Annotated in this window: 16 protein-coding genes; 11 read left to right on the top strand and 5 right to left on the bottom strand. The window is 71.3% G+C overall.

Translation table 11 applies throughout. The features are described 5' to 3' along the window. Positions 1-34: 34 nt before the first annotated feature. Positions 35-1,288, bottom strand: coding sequence for an aminodeoxychorismate synthase component I (locus R4P08_RS07610; RefSeq protein ID WP_317813192.1), 1,254 nt, complete (start codon positions 1,286-1,288; stop codon positions 35-37). 101 nt (positions 1,289-1,389) lie between these two features. On the opposite strand from R4P08_RS07610, the gene R4P08_RS07605 reads away from it, so the two are divergent. The 8 genes from R4P08_RS07605 (at position 1,390) to R4P08_RS07570 (ending at position 12,313) form a co-directional block, all read left to right on the top strand. After that, complete coding sequence (locus tag R4P08_RS07605; RefSeq protein WP_317813191.1) at positions 1,390-3,087, top strand: BCCT family transporter; 1,698 nt, start codon at positions 1,390-1,392, stop codon at positions 3,085-3,087. A 9-nt stretch (positions 3,088-3,096) separates the two neighbouring features. Next, entirely contained in the window at positions 3,097-4,938 is a 1,842-nt protein-coding gene (metG, locus tag R4P08_RS07600; RefSeq protein WP_317813190.1) for a methionine--tRNA ligase, read from the top strand. Between the two features lie 33 nt (positions 4,939-4,971). Then, positions 4,972-5,838: a TatD family hydrolase gene (locus R4P08_RS07595; protein ID WP_317813189.1), complete on the top strand. Its 867-nt coding sequence runs from the start codon at positions 4,972-4,974 to the stop codon at positions 5,836-5,838. Between the two features lie 220 nt (positions 5,839-6,058). Beyond that, on the top strand, positions 6,059-7,234 hold the full coding sequence (locus R4P08_RS07590; protein WP_317813188.1) for a transglycosylase family protein: 1,176 nt from the start codon (positions 6,059-6,061) through the stop codon (positions 7,232-7,234). After that, a complete protein-coding gene (rsmA, locus tag R4P08_RS07585; protein ID WP_317813518.1) occupies positions 7,231-8,196 on the top strand; it encodes a 16S rRNA (adenine(1518)-N(6)/adenine(1519)-N(6))-dimethyltransferase RsmA in 966 nt (321 codons plus the stop codon). Before R4P08_RS07590 ends, rsmA begins: the two co-directional genes overlap by 4 nt. A gap of 10 nt (positions 8,197-8,206) precedes the next feature. Then, a complete protein-coding gene (locus tag R4P08_RS07580) occupies positions 8,207-9,280 on the top strand; it encodes a 4-(cytidine 5'-diphospho)-2-C-methyl-D-erythritol kinase (protein WP_317813187.1) in 1,074 nt (357 codons plus the stop codon). After that, positions 9,280-11,142, top strand: coding sequence for an ABC-F family ATP-binding cassette domain-containing protein (locus R4P08_RS07575; protein WP_317813186.1), 1,863 nt, complete (start codon positions 9,280-9,282; stop codon positions 11,140-11,142). Before R4P08_RS07580 ends, R4P08_RS07575 begins: the two co-directional genes overlap by 1 nt. Before the next feature lie 247 nt (positions 11,143-11,389). Continuing rightward, positions 11,390-12,313: a hypothetical protein gene (locus R4P08_RS07570; RefSeq protein WP_317813185.1), complete on the top strand. Its 924-nt coding sequence runs from the start codon at positions 11,390-11,392 to the stop codon at positions 12,311-12,313. Positions 12,314-12,497: 184 nt separating this feature from the next. Here R4P08_RS07570 and R4P08_RS07565 read toward each other — a convergent pair whose 3' ends face one another. The 3 genes from R4P08_RS07565 to R4P08_RS07555 form a co-directional block, all read right to left on the bottom strand. Then, positions 12,498-13,205: an HAD hydrolase-like protein gene (locus R4P08_RS07565; protein ID WP_317813184.1), complete on the bottom strand. Its 708-nt coding sequence runs from the start codon at positions 13,203-13,205 to the stop codon at positions 12,498-12,500. Next, positions 13,202-13,756, bottom strand: a complete 555-nt coding sequence (locus R4P08_RS07560; protein WP_317813183.1) for a TetR/AcrR family transcriptional regulator — start codon at positions 13,754-13,756, stop codon at positions 13,202-13,204. The genes R4P08_RS07565 and R4P08_RS07560 overlap by 4 nt, the downstream gene beginning before the upstream one ends. Positions 13,757-13,834: 78 nt before the next feature. Beyond that, the gene (locus tag R4P08_RS07555; protein WP_317813182.1) at positions 13,835-15,451 is read right to left on the bottom strand and encodes a GMC oxidoreductase; all 1,617 of its coding nucleotides are present in this window, start codon (positions 15,449-15,451) and stop codon (positions 13,835-13,837) included. A 145-nt stretch (positions 15,452-15,596) separates the two neighbouring features. Between R4P08_RS07555 and ppk2 the strand changes: the two genes are divergently transcribed. The 3 genes from ppk2 (at position 15,597) to R4P08_RS07540 (ending at position 18,790) form a co-directional block, all read left to right on the top strand. Beyond that, positions 15,597-16,466, top strand: coding sequence for a polyphosphate kinase 2 (gene ppk2, locus R4P08_RS07550; protein ID WP_317813181.1), 870 nt, complete (start codon positions 15,597-15,599; stop codon positions 16,464-16,466). An 89-nt stretch (positions 16,467-16,555) separates the two neighbouring features. Continuing rightward, positions 16,556-17,599 (top strand): enoyl-CoA hydratase/isomerase family protein, encoded by a 1,044-nt coding sequence (locus R4P08_RS07545; protein ID WP_317813180.1) that lies wholly within the window; start codon positions 16,556-16,558, stop codon positions 17,597-17,599. 54 nt (positions 17,600-17,653) lie between these two features. After that, the gene (locus tag R4P08_RS07540) at positions 17,654-18,790 is read left to right on the top strand and encodes an AI-2E family transporter (RefSeq protein ID WP_317813179.1); all 1,137 of its coding nucleotides are present in this window, start codon (positions 17,654-17,656) and stop codon (positions 18,788-18,790) included. Positions 18,791-18,874: 84 nt separating this feature from the next. Here the strand turns inward: R4P08_RS07540 and R4P08_RS07535 are convergent, their stop codons facing one another. Then, positions 18,875-20,533 carry a serine hydrolase gene (locus R4P08_RS07535; protein ID WP_317813178.1) on the bottom strand — a complete coding sequence of 553 codons (1,659 nt, stop codon included), beginning with the start codon at positions 20,531-20,533 and terminating at the stop codon, positions 18,875-18,877. Between the last annotated feature and the right edge of the window lie 21 nt (positions 20,534-20,554).

Genomic DNA, 20,554 nt, shown 5'->3' with positions numbered 1-20,554 from the left:
CCGAACTCAGAGCCAGGGGGCCGGCCCGCCGCGCTCAGAGCCAGGGGGCCGGCCCGCCGCCCCAGGTGAAGGCGGCCTTGTGGACGCACTCGTCCCACTCGTCGTCGGGGTCGGAATCGCTGGTGATGCCCCCACCCACCCCGAACTCGCATCGCCCGCCCGGGGCGATCTCCAGGGTGCGGATCGCCACCGAGAGGTCGAGCTCGCCCGGACCCGCGATGCCGATCGCCCCGCAGTGCAGGCCCCGGGCGCGGGTCTCCCAGCCGGTGATGAGTTCGCGCGCCCGGAGCTTGGGCGTACCGGTGACGGAGGCGGGCGGGAACGTGGTCGCCACCAGCTCTTCCCCGGACACGCCTGTCCGGGCCGTCACCGTGGACACCAGGTGCCACACCCCCGGCGCCTCGTGGACGGCGAGGAGTTCGGGCACCGCCACGGACCCGATGTCGGCGGTGCGACCGAGGTCGTGGCGGACCAGGTCGACGATCATGATGTTCTCCGCGACGTCCTTCACCGAGGCGCGCAGCAGCGCCGGGTCGGCGTCCCGCGGGAGGGTGCCCTTGATCGGGGACGACCGGACGTCCCGCCCGTGCCGGGTCAGGTAGACCTCGGGGGACAGGGACACGACCGCGCCCCACGGCCCGGCCAGGTACGCGGCGCGGCGGGCGCGCGTCCGGCGCCAGAGCGCGGTGAACAGGGCGAGCGGGTCCCCGTGCAGGACGCCGTCCAGCCGCGTGGACAGGCAGGCCTGGTAGATCTCGCCGGCGCGGATCGCCTCGAGACAGTTGAGTACCGCGGCCCGGTGGGCGGCGCGATCCGGTGCGGACCAGTCGAGGCTGGGGGCCTCGTCGTCGTCATCGGCGGTGTTGTGGTTGTCGCCGACATCGTCGCGGTTCTCGTGGTCGTCCGGCCCGATGTCGAGGTCGCGCGGGGCGGGGACCGTGCCCTGGGAGGTCCAGCGGCCGTCGTGGCCCAGGATCAGCAGGCCGTCGGCCTTTCCCGTCACCGCCTCGGGCAGGAGCCGGTTGCGGGCGCCGCCTGGTACGTCCGGGAAGCCGCGGAAGCCGATGGTCCACCCGGCGGTCCGCCCGCCGTCCGTAGTTGGGTTGTCGGCGAAGGCCTGGTCCGGTGGGACCGGTGAGAGGGCGACGGACGGGGCTATCACCGCGGCCGCGCCCAGCCAGTCCCCGAGCAGCGCGGCGGGCGGCGCGAGCCCGTCTCGCTGGGCTCGGCGTGCGCAGGCGGCCAGGACGAGGAGCGGGTCCGCCGACAGGTCCCCCCAGGTGTGCACCCCCCAACGGTGGCAGATCGGGGCCCGTGAGGTGGATCCGGGTGCGGGAACTACCGATGAATTAACTCGTAGTCGCGGGAACAACGTGCTACTGCTGTTAAGTGACTCTCAACACCGAACGGACTTCAGCGACACCACATCCCCACGACGACACCCCCTCGGGGGCCATCAGCATGGGGGTGTTCATCCCGGCGCTGGCGCTCGTCGTAGCGGTGCTCGTCTGGGGGCTGGTGTTCACCGATTCCTTCCAGACGGCCTCCGTGGCCGCGTTCGGGTGGACCGCGAAGAGTGTGGACTGGATGTTCATCTTCGCAGCCACCACCTTCGTCGCCTTCATCCTGTGGCTGGCCTTCAGCAAGTACGGGACCGTTCGGCTGGGTGGCGACGACGAGACTCCGCGGTACCGCACATCGAGTTGGATCTCGATGATGTTCGCCGCCGGCATGGGCATCGGCCTCATGTTCTACGGCGTGAGCGAGCCGCTCGCGCACTTCCGCGAGACCCCGCCCAACGCCCGGCCGGGGGTCACCTCGGCGCTCGCCACCACGACCTTCCACTGGACCGCGCACGCCTGGGCCGTCTACGCGGTCGTCGGGCTCGCGCTGGCACTGACGACCTACCGGTACGGCGGCAGGCACCTGATCTCCAGTGCGTTCACCCCGCTGATCGGTGAGAAGCGGGCGAAGGGCTGGCCGAGCAAGGTGCTCGACGTCCTGGCCATCTTCGCCACGGTCTTCGGCACCGCCGCCTCGCTGGGTCTCGGCGCCCTCCAGATCAGATCCGGGCTCGAGCAGACGGGCGCGGTGACGGGGGAGAGCATCGCCGTGGTGGTCGGGATCATCGTGGTGCTCGGTCTGTGCTTTGTCGCCTCCGCCATCAGCGGGATCGACCGCGGCATCCAGTGGCTGTCCAACATCAACATGGTCCTCGCCGTGGCGCTCGCGCTGTTCGTGCTGATCGCCTCCGGCTCGGCGGTGTTCATCCTGGACCTCATCCCGACCTCGATCGGGTCCTACTTCGGCAACTTCTTCGACATGGCCTCCCGTACCGGTGCCTCCGCCGACGGGACCGCCGGGGACTGGTTGTCCTCGTGGACGGTCTTCTACTGGGCGTGGTGGATCTCGTGGTCGCCGTTCGTCGGGATGTTCCTGGCCCGCATCTCCCGCGGTCGCACGATCCGCGAGTTCGTGGTGGGTGTCCTTGTGGTGCCCAGTGCGCTGAGCATCGTGTGGTTCTCCATCTTCGGCGGCGCGGCTCTGGACCTGGAGCTCAAGGGGCGCAGCATCTACGGCGAGGGCGACTCGACCGAGCAGCTCTTCACCCTCTTCCGCGAACTGCCGTTCACCGGCGTACTCGCCGTGGTGGCCATGGTGCTCGTCGGGATCTTCTTCATCACCGGCGCGGATTCCGCGTCGATCATCATGGCGGGCATGTCCCAGTACGGGGTCGAGGAGCCCAAGCGGTGGTTGGTGGTGCTGTGGGGAGCCCTCACCGCGTCGGTCGCGGTGCTGATGCTGCTCCCGGGCCTGCGGGAGGGTGAGCCGGACAGCGCGTTGACCAGCTTGCAGAACCTCACGATCATCGCGGCCTCGCCGTTCGTGTTGATCCTCATCGCCCTGTGCGTGTCGATCGTCAAGGCGCTCTCGCGGGACCCGTTCATCACCGAGAAGGTCTACCTGCTGCCGAAGTCGGAGCGCGACCGCCGCACGAGGGTGGACGCCGACGTGCGGAGCGGCGGGACCTCGTCCCGGGACGGAGCGGCCACCACCCCGTCCGAGGACGGAGCGGCCACCACCTAGTCTGTACCCATGGCGAAGACAGTCCTGACCGCGGTCGCATGGCCGTACGCGAACGGCCCCCGGCACATCGGGCACGTGTCGGGGTTCGGGGTGCCGTCGGACGTGTTCTCGCGGTATCAGCGGATGGCCGGCAACGATGTGCTGATGGTCTCGGGTACCGACGAGCACGGCACGCCGCTGCTCGTGCAGGCCGAGAAGGAGGGGGTGTCGGTCCAGTCGCTCGCGGACCGGTACAACCGGGTGATCGTGGACGACCTCGCCGGCCTGGGGCTCAGCTACGACCTGTTCACCCGCACCACCACCCGCAACCACTACGCCGTGGTGCAGGAGCTGTTCCGCGGCCTGCACAGCAACGGGTACATGGTGGCCAAGACGACCATCGGCGCGGTGAGCCCGTCCACGGGCCGCACCCTGCCGGACCGGTACATCGAGGGCACGTGCCCGATCTGCGACTACGACGGTGCCCGCGGGGACCAGTGCGACAACTGCGGCAACCAGCTCGACCCGGCGGACCTGAAGAACCCGGTCTCCAAGATCAACGGTGAGACCCCGAAGTTCATCGAGACCGAGCACTGGTTCCTGGACCTGCCCGCGCTCGCCGATTCGCTGGGGGACTGGCTCAAGGGGCGCGAGGACTGGCGGCCCAACGTGCTCAAGTTCTCGCTCAACCTGCTGGAGGACCTGCGCCCCCGGGCGATGAGCCGCGACATCGACTGGGGCATCCCGATCCCGGTGGAGGGTTGGCAGGACCGCGGCGACAAGAAGCTCTACGTGTGGTTCGACGCCGTGGTGGGCTACCTCTCCGCCTCGATCGAGTGGGCGTGGCGCTCCGGCGAGCCCGAGGCGTGGCGCCGGTGGTGGACGGACCCCGAGGCGGTCTCCCACTACTTCATGGGCAAGGACAACATCACCTTCCACTCGCAGATCTGGCCGGCCGAACTCATCGGCTACGACGGCCGGGGCGCCCACGGCGGACAACCGGGGGCGTTGGGGGCGCTCAACCTGCCCACCGAAGTGGTGTCCTCGGAGTTCCTGACCATGTCGGGTTCCAAGTTCTCCTCCTCGCGCGGCGTGGTGATCTACGTGCGCGACTTCCTCAAGGAGTTCGGCCCGGACGCGCTGCGGTACTTCATCTCCGTGGCCGGTCCGGAGAACCAGGACACCGACTTCACCTGGGACGAGTACGTGCGCCGCACCAACTCCGAGCTCGTGGGCGGCTGGGGCAACCTGGTCAACCGCACGGTCTCGATGGCGCACAAGAACTTCGGCGAGATCCCGCGCCCCGGCACCCTGGCCGAGATCGACGCCGAGCTGCTGCGCGAGGCCGAGACGGCGTTCACCACCGTCGGTGCCCACCTCGAGCGCTCCCGCTTCAAGGCCGGCATCACCGAGTCCATGCGGATCGTCGGCGCCGCCAACCGCTACATCGCCGCCACCGAGCCGTGGAAGCTGGCCAAGGACCCGGATCAGCGAGAGCGCCTGGGCACCGTGCTGCACACCGCTCTGCAGGTGGTCTCCGACGCCAACACCCTGCTCACCCCGTACATGCCATCGGCCGCGCAGCAGATCCACGATGCGATCGGTGGTCGGGGGGTGTGGGCCGCGGCGCCGCAGATCCACGAGGTGACCGATGACATGCCCGTCGAGGTGGCCGGCACGGGCATACCCGAGGCCGGGCGCAGCTACCCGGTGATCATGGGCGACTACGCCTCCGAGCAGGCCGTCTGGGCCCGCACGGCGATCGCCCCGGGGACCCCGCTGGCCAAGCCGAGCCCGCTGTTCGCCAAGCTCGACCCCGAGCTCGCGGAGACCGGCCCGGAGTGGGCGCCGGTCCAGCAGCCGCAGGGCTGAAGCGAGGACTGAGAGCAAGGACTGAGCACCCCGATGGCCAAGCGCAAGCCCCGTCCGACCCCGGTCCTGCCCGAGTTGCTGCCCGGGCTGGTCGACGCCCACACGCACCTGTACTCCTGCGGCCACCACACGGCGGTTGAGGTGCGGGCTGCCGCCGACCGGGCCGCGCTGGCCGGGGTGGCCGCGATGGTGACCGTGGGCGACGACCTGGCCGAGTCCGAGGCCGTGGTGGCCGCCGCCGAGGCCGACAGCCGGGTGTACGCCGCCGTCGCGATCCACCCCACGCGATCGCGGGAGCTCACCGACCCGGTCGGGGGCGCGGCGGTCAAGGCGCGACTGCGCGAGCTCGCCGCACACCCGCGGGTGGTCGCGGTGGGGGAGACCGGCCTCGACCACTACTGGGTGGGCGAGATGGACGGCTGCGCCGACCCGGCCGAGCAGGAGGAGTCGCTGCGCTGGCACGCCGCCCTCGCCGGCGAGCTTGGCAAGTGCTTGATGATCCACAACCGTGAGGCCGACGACGACCTGATGCGCGTGCTCGGGGAGGTGGCAGGGCCGGGGTCGGGCATCCCGCACGTCATGCTGCACTGCTTCTCCTCGCCGCTGGCCGTCGCACGGGACGCGCTGGACCGCGGCTACGTGCTGTCCTTCACCGGGAACGTGACCTTCAAGGCCAACGAGCACCTGCGCGAGGCCGCCCGCCTGGCCCCGGCCGGTCAGCTGCTCGTGGAGACCGACGCCCCCTACATGGCCCCCGAGCCGTTCCGCGGCGCCCGCAACGAGCCCGGGCTGATCGGGTACACGGCCCGGGCCGTGGCCGAGGTGCGCGGGCAGTCGCCGGAGGAGTTCGTGGCGGAGGTCGGCGAGACCGCCCGCGCGGTCTTCGGCCTCACTGTCTGATGCGAACCGTGTGATGCGAACCGTCTGATGCGAACCGTGTGACGCGAGTGGCTCATGGGCAATGTGGGGCATTTGTAACGATTCGTGATCTGAGCTCCTCGTCGTCGTCGCACGTCATGGGCGTCACTTTGCCCCGGCAGCGCCTACTCGTTACGCTATCGTGATGTAACGCGGACGGCCGGATGGGCGCCCGCGGGCGATGCGAGGAGAGAACTGACCAGTGGTTGACGACGCACGGACCGACACACCCACGGGCGCGATGGGCGTGTTCGCCCCGATCCACCGCATCCACCGGTCCCGCTCGACCATGTTGCGGCTGTCCGTGGCCGGCATGCTCACCACCCTGGTCGTGGGCGGCGTGAGCGCGCTGGATCAGCGCACCGAGTTCACCCTCGAGGTCGACGGCGCGCCGATCGAGCTGGTCACCTTCACCTCCGACGTGCGCACCGCCCTCGAGGAGGCCGGCTACAGCGTGGACGAGCGTGACGTGGTGATCGCGCCCGGTGACCGTCTGGACGACGGCGACACCGTGAAGCTGCAGCGCGCGCGGCCCGTGACCGTCGAGCTGGACGGGCGGCCCGAGCAGGTCTGGACCACCGCCACCACCGTGGCCGAGCTGATCGCCGAGCGTGGCGACGTGCCGCCGCGCAGCTACGTCACCCCCCGCATCGACGCCGAGGTCCCGCTCGACGGCACCCGCGTCTCGGTGGTCACCCCGCGCGCGCTGCTGCTGTCCGATGGCGGCGGCCCGGCCACCCCGCTCGCCTCGCCCGGCGACACGGTCGGGGAGTACCTCGAACGCGCGGGCATCGCCCTGGGCCCGCTGGACACCGTCGAGCCCGCCGCCGACGCGCCCGCCACCCCCGGTACCCAGGTCACCATCACCCGCGTGGCGATCGCCATGGAGACCGCGGTCGAGCAGTACCAGGCCCCCGAGAGTGTCACCGAGGATCCCGAGGCGCCCGAGGGCGAGCGCACGGTGGTCGAGCCCGGAACCCCCGGCGAGCGCGAGGTCAGCTACTCCGTGACCCGCGTCAACGGAGTGGAGACCGAGCGCGAGCGCAGCGCGGAGATCGTCCGCACCGAGGCCCGCCCGGCGGTCGTGAAGGTGGGCACCAAGCCCGCGCCGTCGGTGCCCGAATCCTCCCGCGGCAGCGTCTGGGACTCGATCGCCCAGTGCGAGTCCACCGGCAACTGGAGCATCAACAACGGCAACGGCTACTCCGGCGGCCTGCAGTTCGCCGCCGGTACGTGGGCCGGCCACGGCGGCACGCAGTACGCGCCCAGTGCCCACCTGGCCACGCGGGAGCAGCAGATCGCTATTGCCGAGAAGGTCCAGGCCTCGCAGGGCTGGGGCGCCTGGCCCGCCTGCACCTCCAAGCTGGGCCTGCGCTGACCGCCCCGGACGCGACCTTCCGCGGAAAGGCCGACCTACTCGGCCCGCAGGAGGTGCGCGCGCTCGCCGCAGAACTGGACATCAAGCCCACCAAGTCGCTCGGGCAGAACTTCGTCCACGACGCCAACACGGTCCGCCGGATCGTCATCGGCTCCGGGGTGGGGCGCAGCGACACCGTGATCGAGGTGGGGCCCGGACTCGGGTCGCTGACCCTGCCGCTGCTCGACGCCGCCGGTCACGTGGTGGCGATCGAGATCGACCCGGCGCTGGCCGGGCGCCTGCCCCGCACCGTCGCCGAGCGGGCGCCGGAGCTGGCCGGGAACCTGACCGTGGTGACGGCCGACGCCCTCGCCGTCCGGGGGGTGGACCTGCGCAGCACCGATTCCCACGGCGCGGATCTCGGCAGCACCGACCCGGGCGTGCCCGCGCCCACCGCGCTGGTGGCCAACCTGCCCTACAACATCTCCGTCCCCGTGCTGCTGCATCTCCTCGCGGAGGTGCCGACGCTGCGGACGGCGCTGGTGATGGTGCAGCTCGAGGTGGCCGACCGGCTGGCCGCACCCCCGGGTTCCCGCGTCTACGGGGTGCCGAGCGTCAAGGCCGGCTTCTTCGGCACCGTCCGCCGCACCGGCACCGTGGGGCGCAACGTCTTCTGGCCCGTGCCCAACGTCGAGTCGGGGCTGGTGCGGATCGACGCGTACGAGACCCCGCCGTGGGACCTGGGCGAGGCACACCGCCGCCGGGTGTTCGCGGTGGCCGACGCCGCCTTCGCCCAGCGGCGCAAGACCCTTCGTGCGGCACTGTCCGGCTGGGCGGGGTCGCCCGCGGACGCCGAACTGGCGCTGGTCGAGGCCGACGTGGACCCGAAGGCGCGCGGGGAGCAGCTCACCACCGCCGACTTCGTCCGCATCGCCGAGGCGGCGCGGCGGCTCGGGATCGGGCAGGTGCGCCGCGAGCCGTAAGCTGGACGCCGTGCCCCGTGACGTCTCCACCCTCACCGGCGCGCGCGCCGTGACGGCCGTCGCCCCCGCCAAGATCAACCTCCACCTGGGGGTCGGCGACCTGCGCGCCGACGGATTCCACGACCTGCTCACCGTGTACCGGGCCGTGGACCTGTGGGAGCAGGTCACCGTGTCGCTCGTCGACGACGACCCCGACGACCCCGGCCACGACGACGAGGTGGTCGTCTCCGGCCCCGGCGCAGCCCAGGTGCCCACCGATCGGTCCAACCTGGCTGCCCGGGCGGTCGATCTGCTCCGCGAGGAGGCGGGGTCGGACGCTCGGTTGGCCATCCGGATCGTCAAGGGCGTCCCCGTGGCCGGCGGGATGGCCGGCGGCAGCGCGGACGCCGCGGCCGCGCTGGTGGCCACCGATCGGCTGCTCGGCCTGGGACTGGGCCGCGCGGCGCTCGAGGAGCGGGCCGCCACGCTGGGCAGCGACGTCCCCTTCTGTCTCCGCGGCGGCACGGCCCTCGGCACGGGCCGCGGCGAGAAGCTGGCGACGCTGCTGCGCGCCGGCGCCGAGCAGCACGTGGTGGTGGCCCTGGCCGACGGCGGGCTGTCCACCCCTGTGGTGTTCGCCGAACTCGACCGGCTGCGCGATGACCGGCAGCGCGAGGGCGGCGGTCGCGATCCGGCCCGCGCCGGCGGCGTTACCCGCGCCGGCGGCGTTACCCGCGCCGGCGGCGTTACCCGCGCCGGCGGCGTTACCCGCGCCGGCGGCGTGGAGCCGCTGGTCGAGGCGCTGGCCGGCGACGACCCGGCCCGCGTGGCCGGGCTGCTGGCCAACGACCTCCAGCCCGCCGCGCTCTCGCTCATGCCCGCCCTCCGCAGAACCCTGCGCGCCGGGCAGGAGGCGGGGGCGCTGCACGGCCTGGTCTCCGGCTCCGGGCCCACGTGCCTGTTCTTCTGCTCGGACCGCGAGCACGCGATCGCCGTGGCCGCCGAGGTGAGCCAGGCGGGCGTCGCGCGCGAGGTCCGCATCACCCACGGCCCGGTCGGCGGCGCCCACATTCTTGATCACCCGCAACAGACCACGGAGCAGTAATGGCCCCCAGTAATCTCATCAATCTCGAGCAGTGCTCGGTGTCCTTCGGGATCCGGCAGGTACTCGACGACGTCTCCCTGGGCGTCAACGCCGGCGACCGCATCGGAGTGGTCGGCCTCAACGGCGGCGGAAAGACCACGCTGCTCGAGATCCTCACCGGGGTCGCCGAGCCCGACACCGGCCGGGTGTCGATTGTGAGCGGTCTGCGGGTGGCCGTGGTCACCCAGCGCACCGTGCTGGCCGCCGACACCGTCGGCGCGGCCGTGATCGGCGGGCTCGGGATGGACACCCACGAATGGGCGGGCGATTCGCGGATCCGTGCCGTGCTCGACGGCATCGGCATCCACGACCTGGGCCTGGACACCCCGGTCGCCGACCTGTCCGGCGGCGAGCGCCGGCGGGTCTCGCTGGCCGCGGCCCTGGTGCAGGACCTGGACCTGCTGGTGCTGGACGAGCCGACCAACCACCTCGACGTCGAGGGGGTCCAGTGGCTGGCGGATCACCTCCGCTCGCGATCGAGCGCCCTCGTCGTCGTCACACACGACCGGTGGTTCCTCGACACCGTCGCCACCTACACCTGGGAAGTGGTCGACGGCCGCGTCGAGCAGTTCGAGGGCGGGTACAACGACTGGGTGTTCGCCCGGGCGGAGCGGGACAGGCAGAGCTCGATCACCGAGTCGCGGCGGCAGCAACTCGTGAAGAAGGAGCTGGCCTGGCTGCGTCGCGGCGCCCCGGCCCGGACGGCCAAGCCCAAGTACCGCATCGAGGCGGCCGAGGCGCTGATCAAGGACGTGCCGCCGCCCCGCGACTCGCTACGTCTGTCGAGCTTTGCGGCGCGGCGGCTGGGCAAGGTCGTGATCGAGCTCGAGGACGCCCGCCTGGAAGCCCCGGACGGCCGCGTCCTGGTGGACGACCTGACCTGGCGTCTGGCCCCCGGCGAGCGGCTGGGCCTGGTCGGAGTGAACGGCTCCGGAAAGACCACGCTGCTTCGCGCGCTGGCCGGTGCGGCGCCGCTCGCGGCCGGGCGGCGCAAGGAGGGCAAGACCGTCAAGATCGGCTGGCTGCGCCAGGAGCTGGACGACCTTCCGCTGGATCAGCGGGTGCTCGAGGCGATCGAGGACGTCGCGATGCGCGTGACGTTCGGCGATTTCGAGCTGTCCGCCGCCCAGCTGGCCGAGCGACTGGGCTTCTCCCCGGCCCGCCAGCGCACGCCCGTCGGGGACCTGTCCGGCGGTGAGCGTCGGCGGCTGCAGCTGACGCGCGTGCTGATGGCCGAGCCCAACGTGCTGCTGCTCGACGAGCCCACCAACGACCTCGACATCGACACCCTGCGCCAGCTCGAGGACCTGCTCGACGGGTGGCCCGGCACGATGGTCGTGATCTCGCACGACCGCTACCTGGTCGAGCGCATCTGTGACTCGGTGTGGGCGCTGTTCGGCGACGGCGGGCTCACCAACCTGCCGCGGGGGATCGACGAGTACCTCGAGCGCCGCAAGACCGCCGGCGCCGCGGGCGACTCGGGCAAGATCTTGCGCGATCTGCCGGCCGGACCGACCTCCGCTGGCTCTGCTGGTGGCGGCTCCGGCTCCGGCTCGGGCGGCCGCGCGGGCGGGTCGGGCGGCTCGGCGCTGAGTTCCGGCGAGGAGCGGGTGCTGCGCAAGGAGATGTCCAAGATCGAGCGCCAGATGGGCAAGCTGGACAAGCGCGAGGTCGAGCTCCAGGCCCTCATGGCCGCCGCCGCCGGGGAGGCCATGGACTCCGAGAAGCTGGCGTCGCTCGACAGCGACCTCAAGGACGTCGCGGGGGAGAAGGGCCAGCTCGAGGACCGTTGGATGGAGCTCGGCGAGCAGGTCGACGGCTGAGCCCCGGCGCCCCCTCCGCCCCGCGCCGCGTGCGCTCGCGCCCCCTCCGCCCCGCGCTCCCAGTTGCAGGCTTGTCGTAGCTACTGCGAAAAACCAGGTTGGTTTTCGCCGTGGTTACGACAAGACGCTGAGCAGGGTAGTGGGTGGGTCGCTCGGGCTGCAGCGTGCGAAACGACACCGGAGCGGTGTGCGCCCCCGAGCGACTTGTGGATGGTCGTCCGCACTATCCACAGGAGCGCTCTCCGCCGTGTCGGTACGGTCCGATCTGGATCACGATTGGCGCGTGCAGTCATCGGAACCGCCAATGCCCTTTCTCGGCAGCGAGGCCCTAGCAGCTGGTCGAGTGACTCCCTACCAACTCCGGACAATTCACCGTCGGCTGTTCCCAGACGTCTACGTTGACGCGGCCTCGCCGGTGGAGCCTCGAATTCTGGTGCGCGCCGCACTCCTGTGGGCGCCGACGGGATCGATAGTCGGCGGGCTCGGCGCAGCCCTGCTCCATCGCGAACGCTGGTTCGCACCGGATTCCGTGGGCCGGGAGATCGACATCTACTCGGTCGGGACACCGCGGTCAGCCCGCGGCGTACGCATCCGGAGATTGGCACGGGAGCTGCCACCAGATCACGTGGTCACGGTCGGTGGATTACGGGTCACCTCCGTACCGCGTACTGCGGTGGACGTGGCGCGATGGGAAGACGACGACGACGCGGCCATCGCCAAGATCGACGCAGTCTGCAACCGGGGCCGAACGGACGTGGCAGTGGTCGGCGCGGTGGCTGAGCAGATGGTGGGGGTGCACGGGGTGGGCCGAGTTCGTGCACTGCTCGGATCGTGCGACCGGCGGTCGGACTCTCCACCCGAGACCCGAATTCGGCTGCTGCTCGTGCGGGCGGGGCTGCCGGCGGCCACCCCGCAGCTGGTGATCCGGAACGAGTTCGGAGTGAAGATCGCCACTGCCGATCTGGGATATGAGAAGCAGAGAGTCGCGATCTTCTACGACAGTGAGCTCCACCGGCGGAAGTCCGACTGGGAGTTCGATGCCTGGGTGAATGCCCAGCTGGCAGAGCTGGGCTGGCTGCCGATCCGGATTACCGCACAGATGCTGCGCAGCCCACTGATGGTGATTCGGCAGATCAGGGCGGCATTGACGCGCCATTCACGGCCGACGTGAAGCGGCCCCCCGCCCCGAACCTGCGCGCCCCGCGGCCCCCCGAGCGTTGTGTCGTAGCTACTGCGAAGAATCACGCCGAATCCCGCAGCAGTTACGACAAACTTCGCGGATCAGGCCGGCAGGGATCAGGCCGCCATGGATGAGGCCGGCGCGAATCTGGCCGGCAGGGATCAGAGAGCAGGGATCAGTGGGCTGCGGTTCGGATGGCCGCCAGGAGGGCGTCGGAGTCGGTGAGGTCGGGCAGGACGGCGTGGGCACCGGCCGCGTGGAGTCGGCCGGCGGAGACCCGGCCGGTGGCCACGGCGACGCAGCGGGCGCCCGCGTCGAGCGCCCCGCGGACGTCATGGACATGGTCGCCCACGACGACCGCGTGTGAGGCGGACACGTCGAGGCCGCGGGCACGGGCGGTGACGACGGCGTCGCGGACCAGGTGCGCGCGGTCGACGTGGTGATCCCCGAACGCCCCCAGCGCGGGATCGGGCAGGCCGTCGAATCCGCACAACCCCAGCTTGAGCAGGGCAGTCCGGCGCATGTTGCCGGTGACGATCCCCTGGTGCAGCCGCTCGTCCGAGGCGAGCGCGGCAACCGCGTCGTGGGCGCCGGGCAGCGCTCCGCCGCCGGCGTCGAGGAGGTCCCGGCCGAAGGCCTCGCACCGCTCGGCCACGGCGTCCATCAGGCGGGTGACCACCTCGTCGTCGGGCCGCTCCATCCCGTTCCGCTCGAGCAGATCGGTGAGGATCGCGCGGTCGGTCCGCCCGGCGAACGACGCGCCCATGACGGGGTCGCGGCCCAGGAACCCGGCGAGCGCGGGGGTGATCATCCGCGTGCCGAAGCCGGCCGGATCGAGCAGCGTGAGGTCGAGGTCCCACAGGACCAGCACGGGTCGGCTCACGTCTCGAGCGACCGGAGCATCGGTGCCAGCCAGGCGGTGAGGAACGCGCGCAGTTCGGCGTCGGATCGCGAGGCCGGATCGTCCAGGCACAGCACCGACCAGCCCACGTGCATGCTGATGTCGGCGAGGAAGTCGATGCGGCCGGAGAGCTCGGGGAACCGGTCGATGGCCGGGGAGAGCAGGGCCACGCAGTAGCCGTGCGCGCGCTCGGCGGCGCCGGGGTCGAAGATCGGGTTGCCCGTGCCGGAGAGCGCGAGCACCCGCAGCAGGGGATCGTCCAGGATTCGGCGCCGGGCCTCGACCATGGTCTCCACGAGCAGCTCCAGCGGCGACCCGACCGACGCGAGCAGGTCCGTGAACGCGCTGACCAGCGTGGTCAGACGGTCCGAGACCGCCTGGGAGACCAGCTCCTCGCGGGTGCCGAAGATGGAGTACACGGTCTGGCGGCTCACCCCGGCGCGCTTGGCCACGGCGGCGATGTTGACGCCGTGGAAGCCGGCCTCCCCGATGATGTTCCGGGTGGCTTCCAGGACGGCGTCTCGGGACCTCACACTGACCAGTATCCCGGCGACCTGGTCGGACCGCTGCCGGACCCTGCTCCACCCGACGCGGTTCCGTCGGCCGCGTCGTCAGATGAGGGTGCCCACGTCATGGCGGACGATCCGGTCCAGGGCGCGCTCGGCGATCGCGGCGATGGTCAAGGACGGGTTGCAGGCGGCGGTGGTGCCCGGGATGAGGGCGCCGTCGACCACGTACAGCCCGCGTTGGCCCAGGACGCGGCCGTCGATGTCGCAGACCTGGTCCATCACGGCGCCGCCCAGTGGGTGCCACGTGGAGTTGACCAGGCGGTTGGTGTCGGTGAGGTGGCCGGTCGGTCCGACGATCGCGCGGGCGGTCGGGTCGATGTGGCCGTGCAGGATCGCGGCGTCGCCGCCTGCGGGCCACCGGATCAGGCCCCGGTCGCCTGCCGCGTCGTAGACCACCCGGCCGCGATCGGCGCTGACCCCGTAGCCCACGAGCACGGTGGTGTGGACTGGCGGACCGAACGACGGCAGGGACGCCTGGATGATGGTGTGCGCGGAGGCGGGGTCGGACCAGTTGAGGCTGCCGTAGACCACCGGGCCGCCCTGGACCGGGCCGAACCCGGCGGTGGGGTCGGTCCACATGTAGATGCGGTCGGCGTTGGTGCCCCAGCCGGCGCCGATCGACTCGGGCAGGTCGGTGACGGCGCCGGTGGCGGCCGCGCGGGTGAGCAGGGTGGCGGTGCCCACCGAGCCGGCCGCGAGGATCAGGGTGGGTGCACGCAGGGTGAGCGTCTTGAGCACGGCGCCGGAGGTGTCGAGGACCTCCACGTCGAGCTCCCAGCGGCCGTCCGGCGTCCGGCGCATCGCGCGGACGTCGTGCAGGGGGCGCACGTCGACGAGCCCGGTGGCCTCGGCCTCGGCCAGGTAGGTGACGTCGACGGAGTGCTTGCCGCCGTTGTTGACGCCGAGCGAGCTGTCGCCGTTGGTGTACGACGGCCGCATCTCGCCGCGGAGCTCGGCCAACGCGTAGTCCCAGTCGATCGGCATGGGGATCTTGCGCAGCGGCAGTCCGGCGGCGCGGACCCGCTGGGCGAACACCCGCGAGGCGGCGTACGGGGCGGACTCGACCAGCTCGTCGGGGGCCTCGGCCAGCCGGAGCATCCGGGACACGCGCGGGTAGAACTCCCGGTCCATCTCCCGCCAGTCGATCGCACCCGGGAACCAGTTGTGGAACAGCTCCTCGGTGGGTTGGAGCGCCATGCCCTGGTAGATCAGTGATCCGCCGCCGACGCCGGTCGCGCACACCGAGGTCATGTTCTCGCCGACGGAGGCCTCGAGGAGCCCGGTGTAGCGGGGGAGGTCCACGGGCCGCCCGAACACCTCGGGTGTGGAGCGGAACCACAGCGCGCGTGCGTCCGGGGCGGTGGCGCTGGGGAAGGTGTCGGCGTTCGGTCCGGTGGGCCAGCGGCGGCCACGTTCGAGGACGACGACGGGGACGCCGGCCTGCGCGAGCCTGAGCGAGGCGACGCCGCCGCCGAAGCCGCTGCCCACCACCAGGACGCGATGCTCTTCCACCTCGTGCGGGATCCGACCGCCCGGCCGTGCGACGGCGGGGCCGGCGGAGTCGGTGTCCTGGGCGGACGCGGCGGCGCCCGTGCTGAGGGCCGCGATTCCGGCGGCGGCGACGGAGCCGAGGAAGCTCCGGCGGGAGAGGTGGGGCATGCGGCCTCCGATTGACAGCAGAGGCGACAGGCGTCACCCGCGTGAAAGCTAGACAGTATCCACCAGACTGTCAAGAACGATCTCCGGCCCTCGGGTGAACGTTCCAGGGGCCGACGGGTACCTCCTGGACGTAGGATCGCCTGCTATGGGCAGCAAAAAGGACCACAAGAAGACCGCCGCGGAGACCGGGTCGGGGAAGAAGGTGCTCCCCAGCGGCCTGGAGAAGCTTCCCGCAAAGGCGTACGAGAAAGAGCTCGAGCGTCTGCAGGCGGAGCTCGTGGAGATGCAGGCCTGGGTCAAGGAGACGGGCAACCGGCTGGTGGTGGTGTTCGAGGGCCGCGACGCCGCAGGCAAGGGCTCGGCGATCAAGCGCATCACCCAGTACCTCAATCCGCGGCACGCCCGCGTGGTCGCGCTGCCCGCGCCGACCGAGGTCCAGAGGACCCAGTGGTACTTCCAGCGCTACATCGAGCACCTGCCCGCGGCCGGGGAGATCGTGATCCTCGACCGCTCCTGGTACAACCGGGCCGGCGTGGAACGGGTGATGGGATTCTGCACCACTGACGAGTACCGCCGCTTCCTCCATCAGGCGCCGATCTTCGAGCGACTGCTGGTGGAGGACGGGATCATGCTGCGCAAGTACTGGTTCTCCGTCTCCGACGAGGAGCAGGAGCGTCGCTTCCGGGACCGCCACCGCGACCCCATGCGTCGCTGGAAGCTCTCGCCGATCGACCTGGAGTCCATCAACCGGTGGGAGGCCTACAGCCGGGCCAAGGACGAGATGTTCGTGCACACCGACATCCCCGAGGCGCCCTGGTACACGGTCGAGTCGGAGGACAAGAAGCGCTCGCGGATCAACGTGATCTCGCACCTGCTCTCCACCATCCCGTGGGAGAAGCTCGAGCCGCCGACGTTCGAGATCCCGGAGCGACCCGAGGGGACCAGCTATGAGCGGCCGCCGCGCGACGAGTTCCGGTACGTCCCGGACGTGGCAGCCAAGCTGCTCGGCGGGTGACGGCGGGCGGGCGGTCCCCGGGGGCGAACTAGGTAGGAATTCCTAGTATCCCGACGACTCTCCGCGGCGGGCCTGCCACACTGGGGGTCATGAGCGAATTCATCACCACCCGCCGCGAAGGCCGGATGCAGCACATCGTCCTCGACCGCCCCAAGGCGCTGAACTCCCTCGACCTGGACATGTGCCGGTCCCTGCACGCCGCCCTCGACGCGGCCGCGCAGGACACGGGCGTCGAAGCGGTGGTCACCACCAGCACCTCCGAGAAGGCTTTCTGCGCGGGCGGCGACATCCGCGCGCTGCGCGACGCCGCCGCCGCCGGGGACCACGCCACCAACCGTGAATTCTTCTCCGAGGAGTACGCGATGGACCTCGCGTACCACTTCCACCGCGTGCCGACGGTCGCCGTGATCCACGGTGTCGCGATGGGCGGCGGGCTGGGCATCTCCATCAACGGCTCGCACCGCGTGGTGACCAAGAAGGTCATGATGGCCATGCCGGAGACGGCGATCGGGTTCATCCCCGACGTCGGCGCCAGCCACTTCCTGCCGCGACTGTGCGGCGGCGGCGCCCGCGGCCTGGCGGTGGGGATCTACCTGGGCACCACCGGGGTCCGGATGAACTCCGCCGACGCCCTCTACACCGGTCTCGCCACCCACCTTGTCGACGACGAGGACCGCGACCCCTTTGTCACCGCCATCGGCGAAGACGGCCTGGAAGCCGCCCTCGAGCGGTTCACCCTCGACCGCTCGGCAGCGGGGGAGTCCGCCGTCGAGCGCCACATCGAGCGGATCGAGAGCGTCTTCTCCCGCGAGACCGCTCAGGAGATGATCGCCGCGCTGGAGTCCGGCGAGCAGGACGAGTGGGCCACCGCGACGCTCGAGATGTTCCGCTCCCACTGCCCGACGTCGGTCGTCGCGACCATCGAGTTGCTGCGCGCCGGGGCCCGGGCCGAGGGCCTGCGCGAGTGCCTGGCGAACGAATTGGCGCTCGGCGGGTGGATCACCGCCCGGCCCGACTTTGTCGAGGGTGTGCGCGCCGTGGTGATCGACAAGGACCGCAACCCCACCTGGGACCCCTCCGACCTCGACGCCGTGGACACCGGCGCCATCCGATCGGCACTGGCCGCGAGCTAACAGGGTCTAGTCTGATCGGCGTCCAGCGCACGGGGCGCGGGTCGAGGAGGAGTCATGACCACCATCGGCGATGGCGCACGCCAGCCAGACATGCCCGCCCCACACGAGGAGCCCAAGGGCTGGGGGATCTCCGCGGTCACGGTGGTGGCGCTGGCCGCCGCGTTCGTGGTGCTCTGGGGGATCTCCGAGCACGCGAGCATGGTCATGCCCGCTTTCCTCGCCCTCAACCTGGTGATCGCCGCGCAGCCGCTCCAGAAGCTGCTCGAGCGCGCGGGACTGCCGAGGTGGGGCGGGATGATGATCGTCCTGGTGGTGCTCTACCTCGTGCTGGCCGCCCTGGTCGGGATGCTGGTGTGGGCGCTGTGGATCGCCGCCGAGGAGATCCCGCAGTACCAGGACAAGTTCGTCGAGCTGTACGAGCAGACCATCGCGTTCCTCGGCACCTTCGGGGTGAGCGAGGAGCAGGTCACCTCGAGCCTGCAGGGCGTGGACCCGACCACGATCGTCGGGACCGTCCAGAACGTGGCCGGGCAGCTGTCCTCGGCGGGCGGGCAACTCACCGTCCTGGTGATCGCGCTGACCTTCCTCGTCTTTGACGTCCCCGGCATCACCCGTCGCCGGGCCGTGATCGCCCGCCAGCGGCCCCGCCTGGCGGACGCGCTCAGCTCGTTCACCGACGGCGTGAAGTCGTACTGGATCGTCTCCACCGTGTTCGGCCTCATCGTGGCGGTCATCGACGTGGCCGCGCTGATGATCCTCGGGGTGCCGTTGGCCCTGGTGTGGGGTGTGCTGGCCTTTGTCACCAACTACATCCCCAACATCGGCTTCGTCCTGGGGCTCGTGCCGCCCGCGCTGTTCGCGCTGCTGACCGGCGGCCCGGTCGACGCCCTCTGGGTGGTGGTGATCTACAGCGTGATCAACCTGGTCATGCAGAGCTTCATCCAGCCCAAGTTCACCGGCGACGCCGTGGGGCTGACGCCCACCGTCACGTTCCTGTCACTGGTGTTCTGGTCCGCGGTGGCCGGCCCGCTGGGCGCGATCCTGGCAGTGCCGCTCACGCTCGCGGTCAAGACCTTCCTGGTGGACGCCGACCCGCGGATGAGTTGGTTCTCGACCTTCCTGACCACCGCCGACTCCGATGCCAAACGCGACCGGCGCCGCGCGGAGAAGCTGACCGGGGCCGGAGCCTAGCTGGTCGGGCCGGAGCCTAGCTGGTCGGGCCGGAGCCTAGCGACCGGGCTCGGCGGACCCGGCGGATTCTGAAGGCTCGGCGGGCTATGAAGGCCCGGCGGGTTCTGAAGGCTCGGCGACGCGGGTGAAGGTCCCGAGGCCGTTGCCCTCGAGCAGGTCGAGCGTGACCCGGTCGCCGTTGAAGGTCACGCTGCCGCGCGAGCCCGGGGTCCAGTTCTCGCTCTCCGGGCCCGCCGCGAAGGTGTCACCATCCCAGTGCTCGAGCGGCCAGGGAGCGAGCCCCCGACCCCAGGCGAGGGACAGCGCGTCGCCGGCCCGGCGCACCTCGAGGGTGCCGAAGTAGTCGTTGCGGTAGGTCCCGACGAGCTGGTCCAGGGGCCGCGGCGGCTCCGGGTCAGTGGGTTGTGGCGCGCCGGTCAGGTCTCCTACCGGGTCGAGCAGCTGTGCGAACGCCTGGCCGTAGAGCTCGCCCCAGTCCAGCGTCCGGTCCCCGTACTGGGCGAGGTCGGCGACGCGGGCGTTGATCGTCTCGGCCACCCCGACCGGCGCGGCATTGGTCAGGGTGATGATCCCCAGGTCGAGCGAGGGCATCATGAGCATCGCGGTGCCCGCACCCAGGGCGAACGCGCCCGAATGGCTCCACTGGACACGGCCCGAGGAACTGGTCGAGACGTTGAATCCGTAGCCATAGGCACCGGGGCGGTCCGCCGGGGACTGAGGCGGGGCGGAGACGATCTGTGGGGTGAGGGCCTCGCGCAGCGCCTCGGACGGCACCACCTGCGAGCCGTCGGCCGCCTTGCCGTCGCGGAGCACCATGGCCATCCACCGCGCCATGTCGGTGACCGACGAGCTCAGGCCACCCGCCGGGGCCTGGGCGTCGGGGTCGCGACCGGGGACGGCCGGGATCCAGTTGCCGACGGAGCCTCCGGGATCGGAGTCGGTGGCGCGGACGTGGCCGACCGCCCGGTTGTCCCGCTCGAGGAGCTCCTCGTGCGAGAACGAGGTGCCCGACATGCCCAGCGGCTCGAAGAGGCGTTCGCGGCCGAGCTCGTCCCACGGCGTCCCCGCGGCTGCGGCAACGGCCTCGGCGCCGGCGGTCAGCCCGAAGTTGGTGTACGCGTAGGAGGTTCGGAACGGGGTCAGGGGCAGGCGGCGCAGGCCGTGGAGGATCGCGGGACGGGCGTACCCGAGGTCCTCGAGGTCGTCGCCGGCGTGCTCGGGGAGGCCGGACCGGTGGGCGAAGAGGTCGCCGACGGTGACGAGCGGGGAGATCCGGGGATCGGAGAGCTCGAACCACGGGAGCTGATCGCGGACGGGTGTCGACCAGCCGACCTCGCCGTTAGCACTCTCCGCGGCCACCACCGTGGCGCTGACCGACTTGGAGATCGACGCCAGCGGGAAGACGGTGCGCTCGTCCACGTTCGCGCCGGTCCCGGTGTCGCGGACGCCGAAGCCCTCCGCTACGACCACCTCCCCGCCGTGCACCACCGCCACGGCCGCACCCGGGATGCCCGACTCCTCCAGCTCCTCCTCGACGATGTCCGTGACCTTGCCGATCGCGTACTCGATCCGGTCCTCGTCCACCTCGAGCCCCGAGTAGGCGGAGGGGCTCTCGCCGGGCGCGGCCTTGGGGATCGGGGTGCCGCAGGCTGTGCCGAGGACCGCCACGATGACGCCGGTCGCCGCCGCGCCCACGATCCGGGGGCGGTGGCGGCGTGGGGTCGGGGCCGGATCCGTGGTCATCGCCTGACATTAGCCCGTGCC

Source organism: Rhodococcus sp. IEGM 1408 (assembly GCF_033142235.1).
GTDB lineage: Bacteria > Actinomycetota > Actinomycetes > Mycobacteriales > Mycobacteriaceae > Dietzia.
The sequence above is the reverse complement of the archived record's forward strand: the minus strand, read 5'-3'. Positions and strand labels throughout refer to the sequence as shown.

Excerpts from the sequence above, each read along its gene's own strand:
- R4P08_RS07555 (WP_317813182.1), bottom strand. The coding sequence starts at position 15,451 with ATGCCCCACCTCTCCCGCCGGAGCTTCCTCGGCTCCGTCGCCGCCGCC.
- R4P08_RS07540 (WP_317813179.1), top strand. The coding sequence starts at position 17,654 with ATGACCACCATCGGCGATGGCGCACGCCAGCCAGACATGCCCGCCCCA.
- metG (WP_317813190.1), top strand. The coding sequence starts at position 3,097 with ATGGCGAAGACAGTCCTGACCGCGGTCGCATGGCCGTACGCGAACGGC.
- R4P08_RS07595 (WP_317813189.1), top strand. The coding sequence starts at position 4,972 with ATGGCCAAGCGCAAGCCCCGTCCGACCCCGGTCCTGCCCGAGTTGCTG.
- ppk2 (WP_317813181.1), top strand. The coding sequence starts at position 15,597 with ATGGGCAGCAAAAAGGACCACAAGAAGACCGCCGCGGAGACCGGGTCG.
- R4P08_RS07545 (WP_317813180.1), top strand. The coding sequence starts at position 16,556 with ATGAGCGAATTCATCACCACCCGCCGCGAAGGCCGGATGCAGCACATC.
- R4P08_RS07575 (WP_317813186.1), top strand. The coding sequence starts at position 9,280 with ATGGCCCCCAGTAATCTCATCAATCTCGAGCAGTGCTCGGTGTCCTTC.
- R4P08_RS07535 (WP_317813178.1), bottom strand. The coding sequence starts at position 20,533 with ATGACCACGGATCCGGCCCCGACCCCACGCCGCCACCGCCCCCGGATC.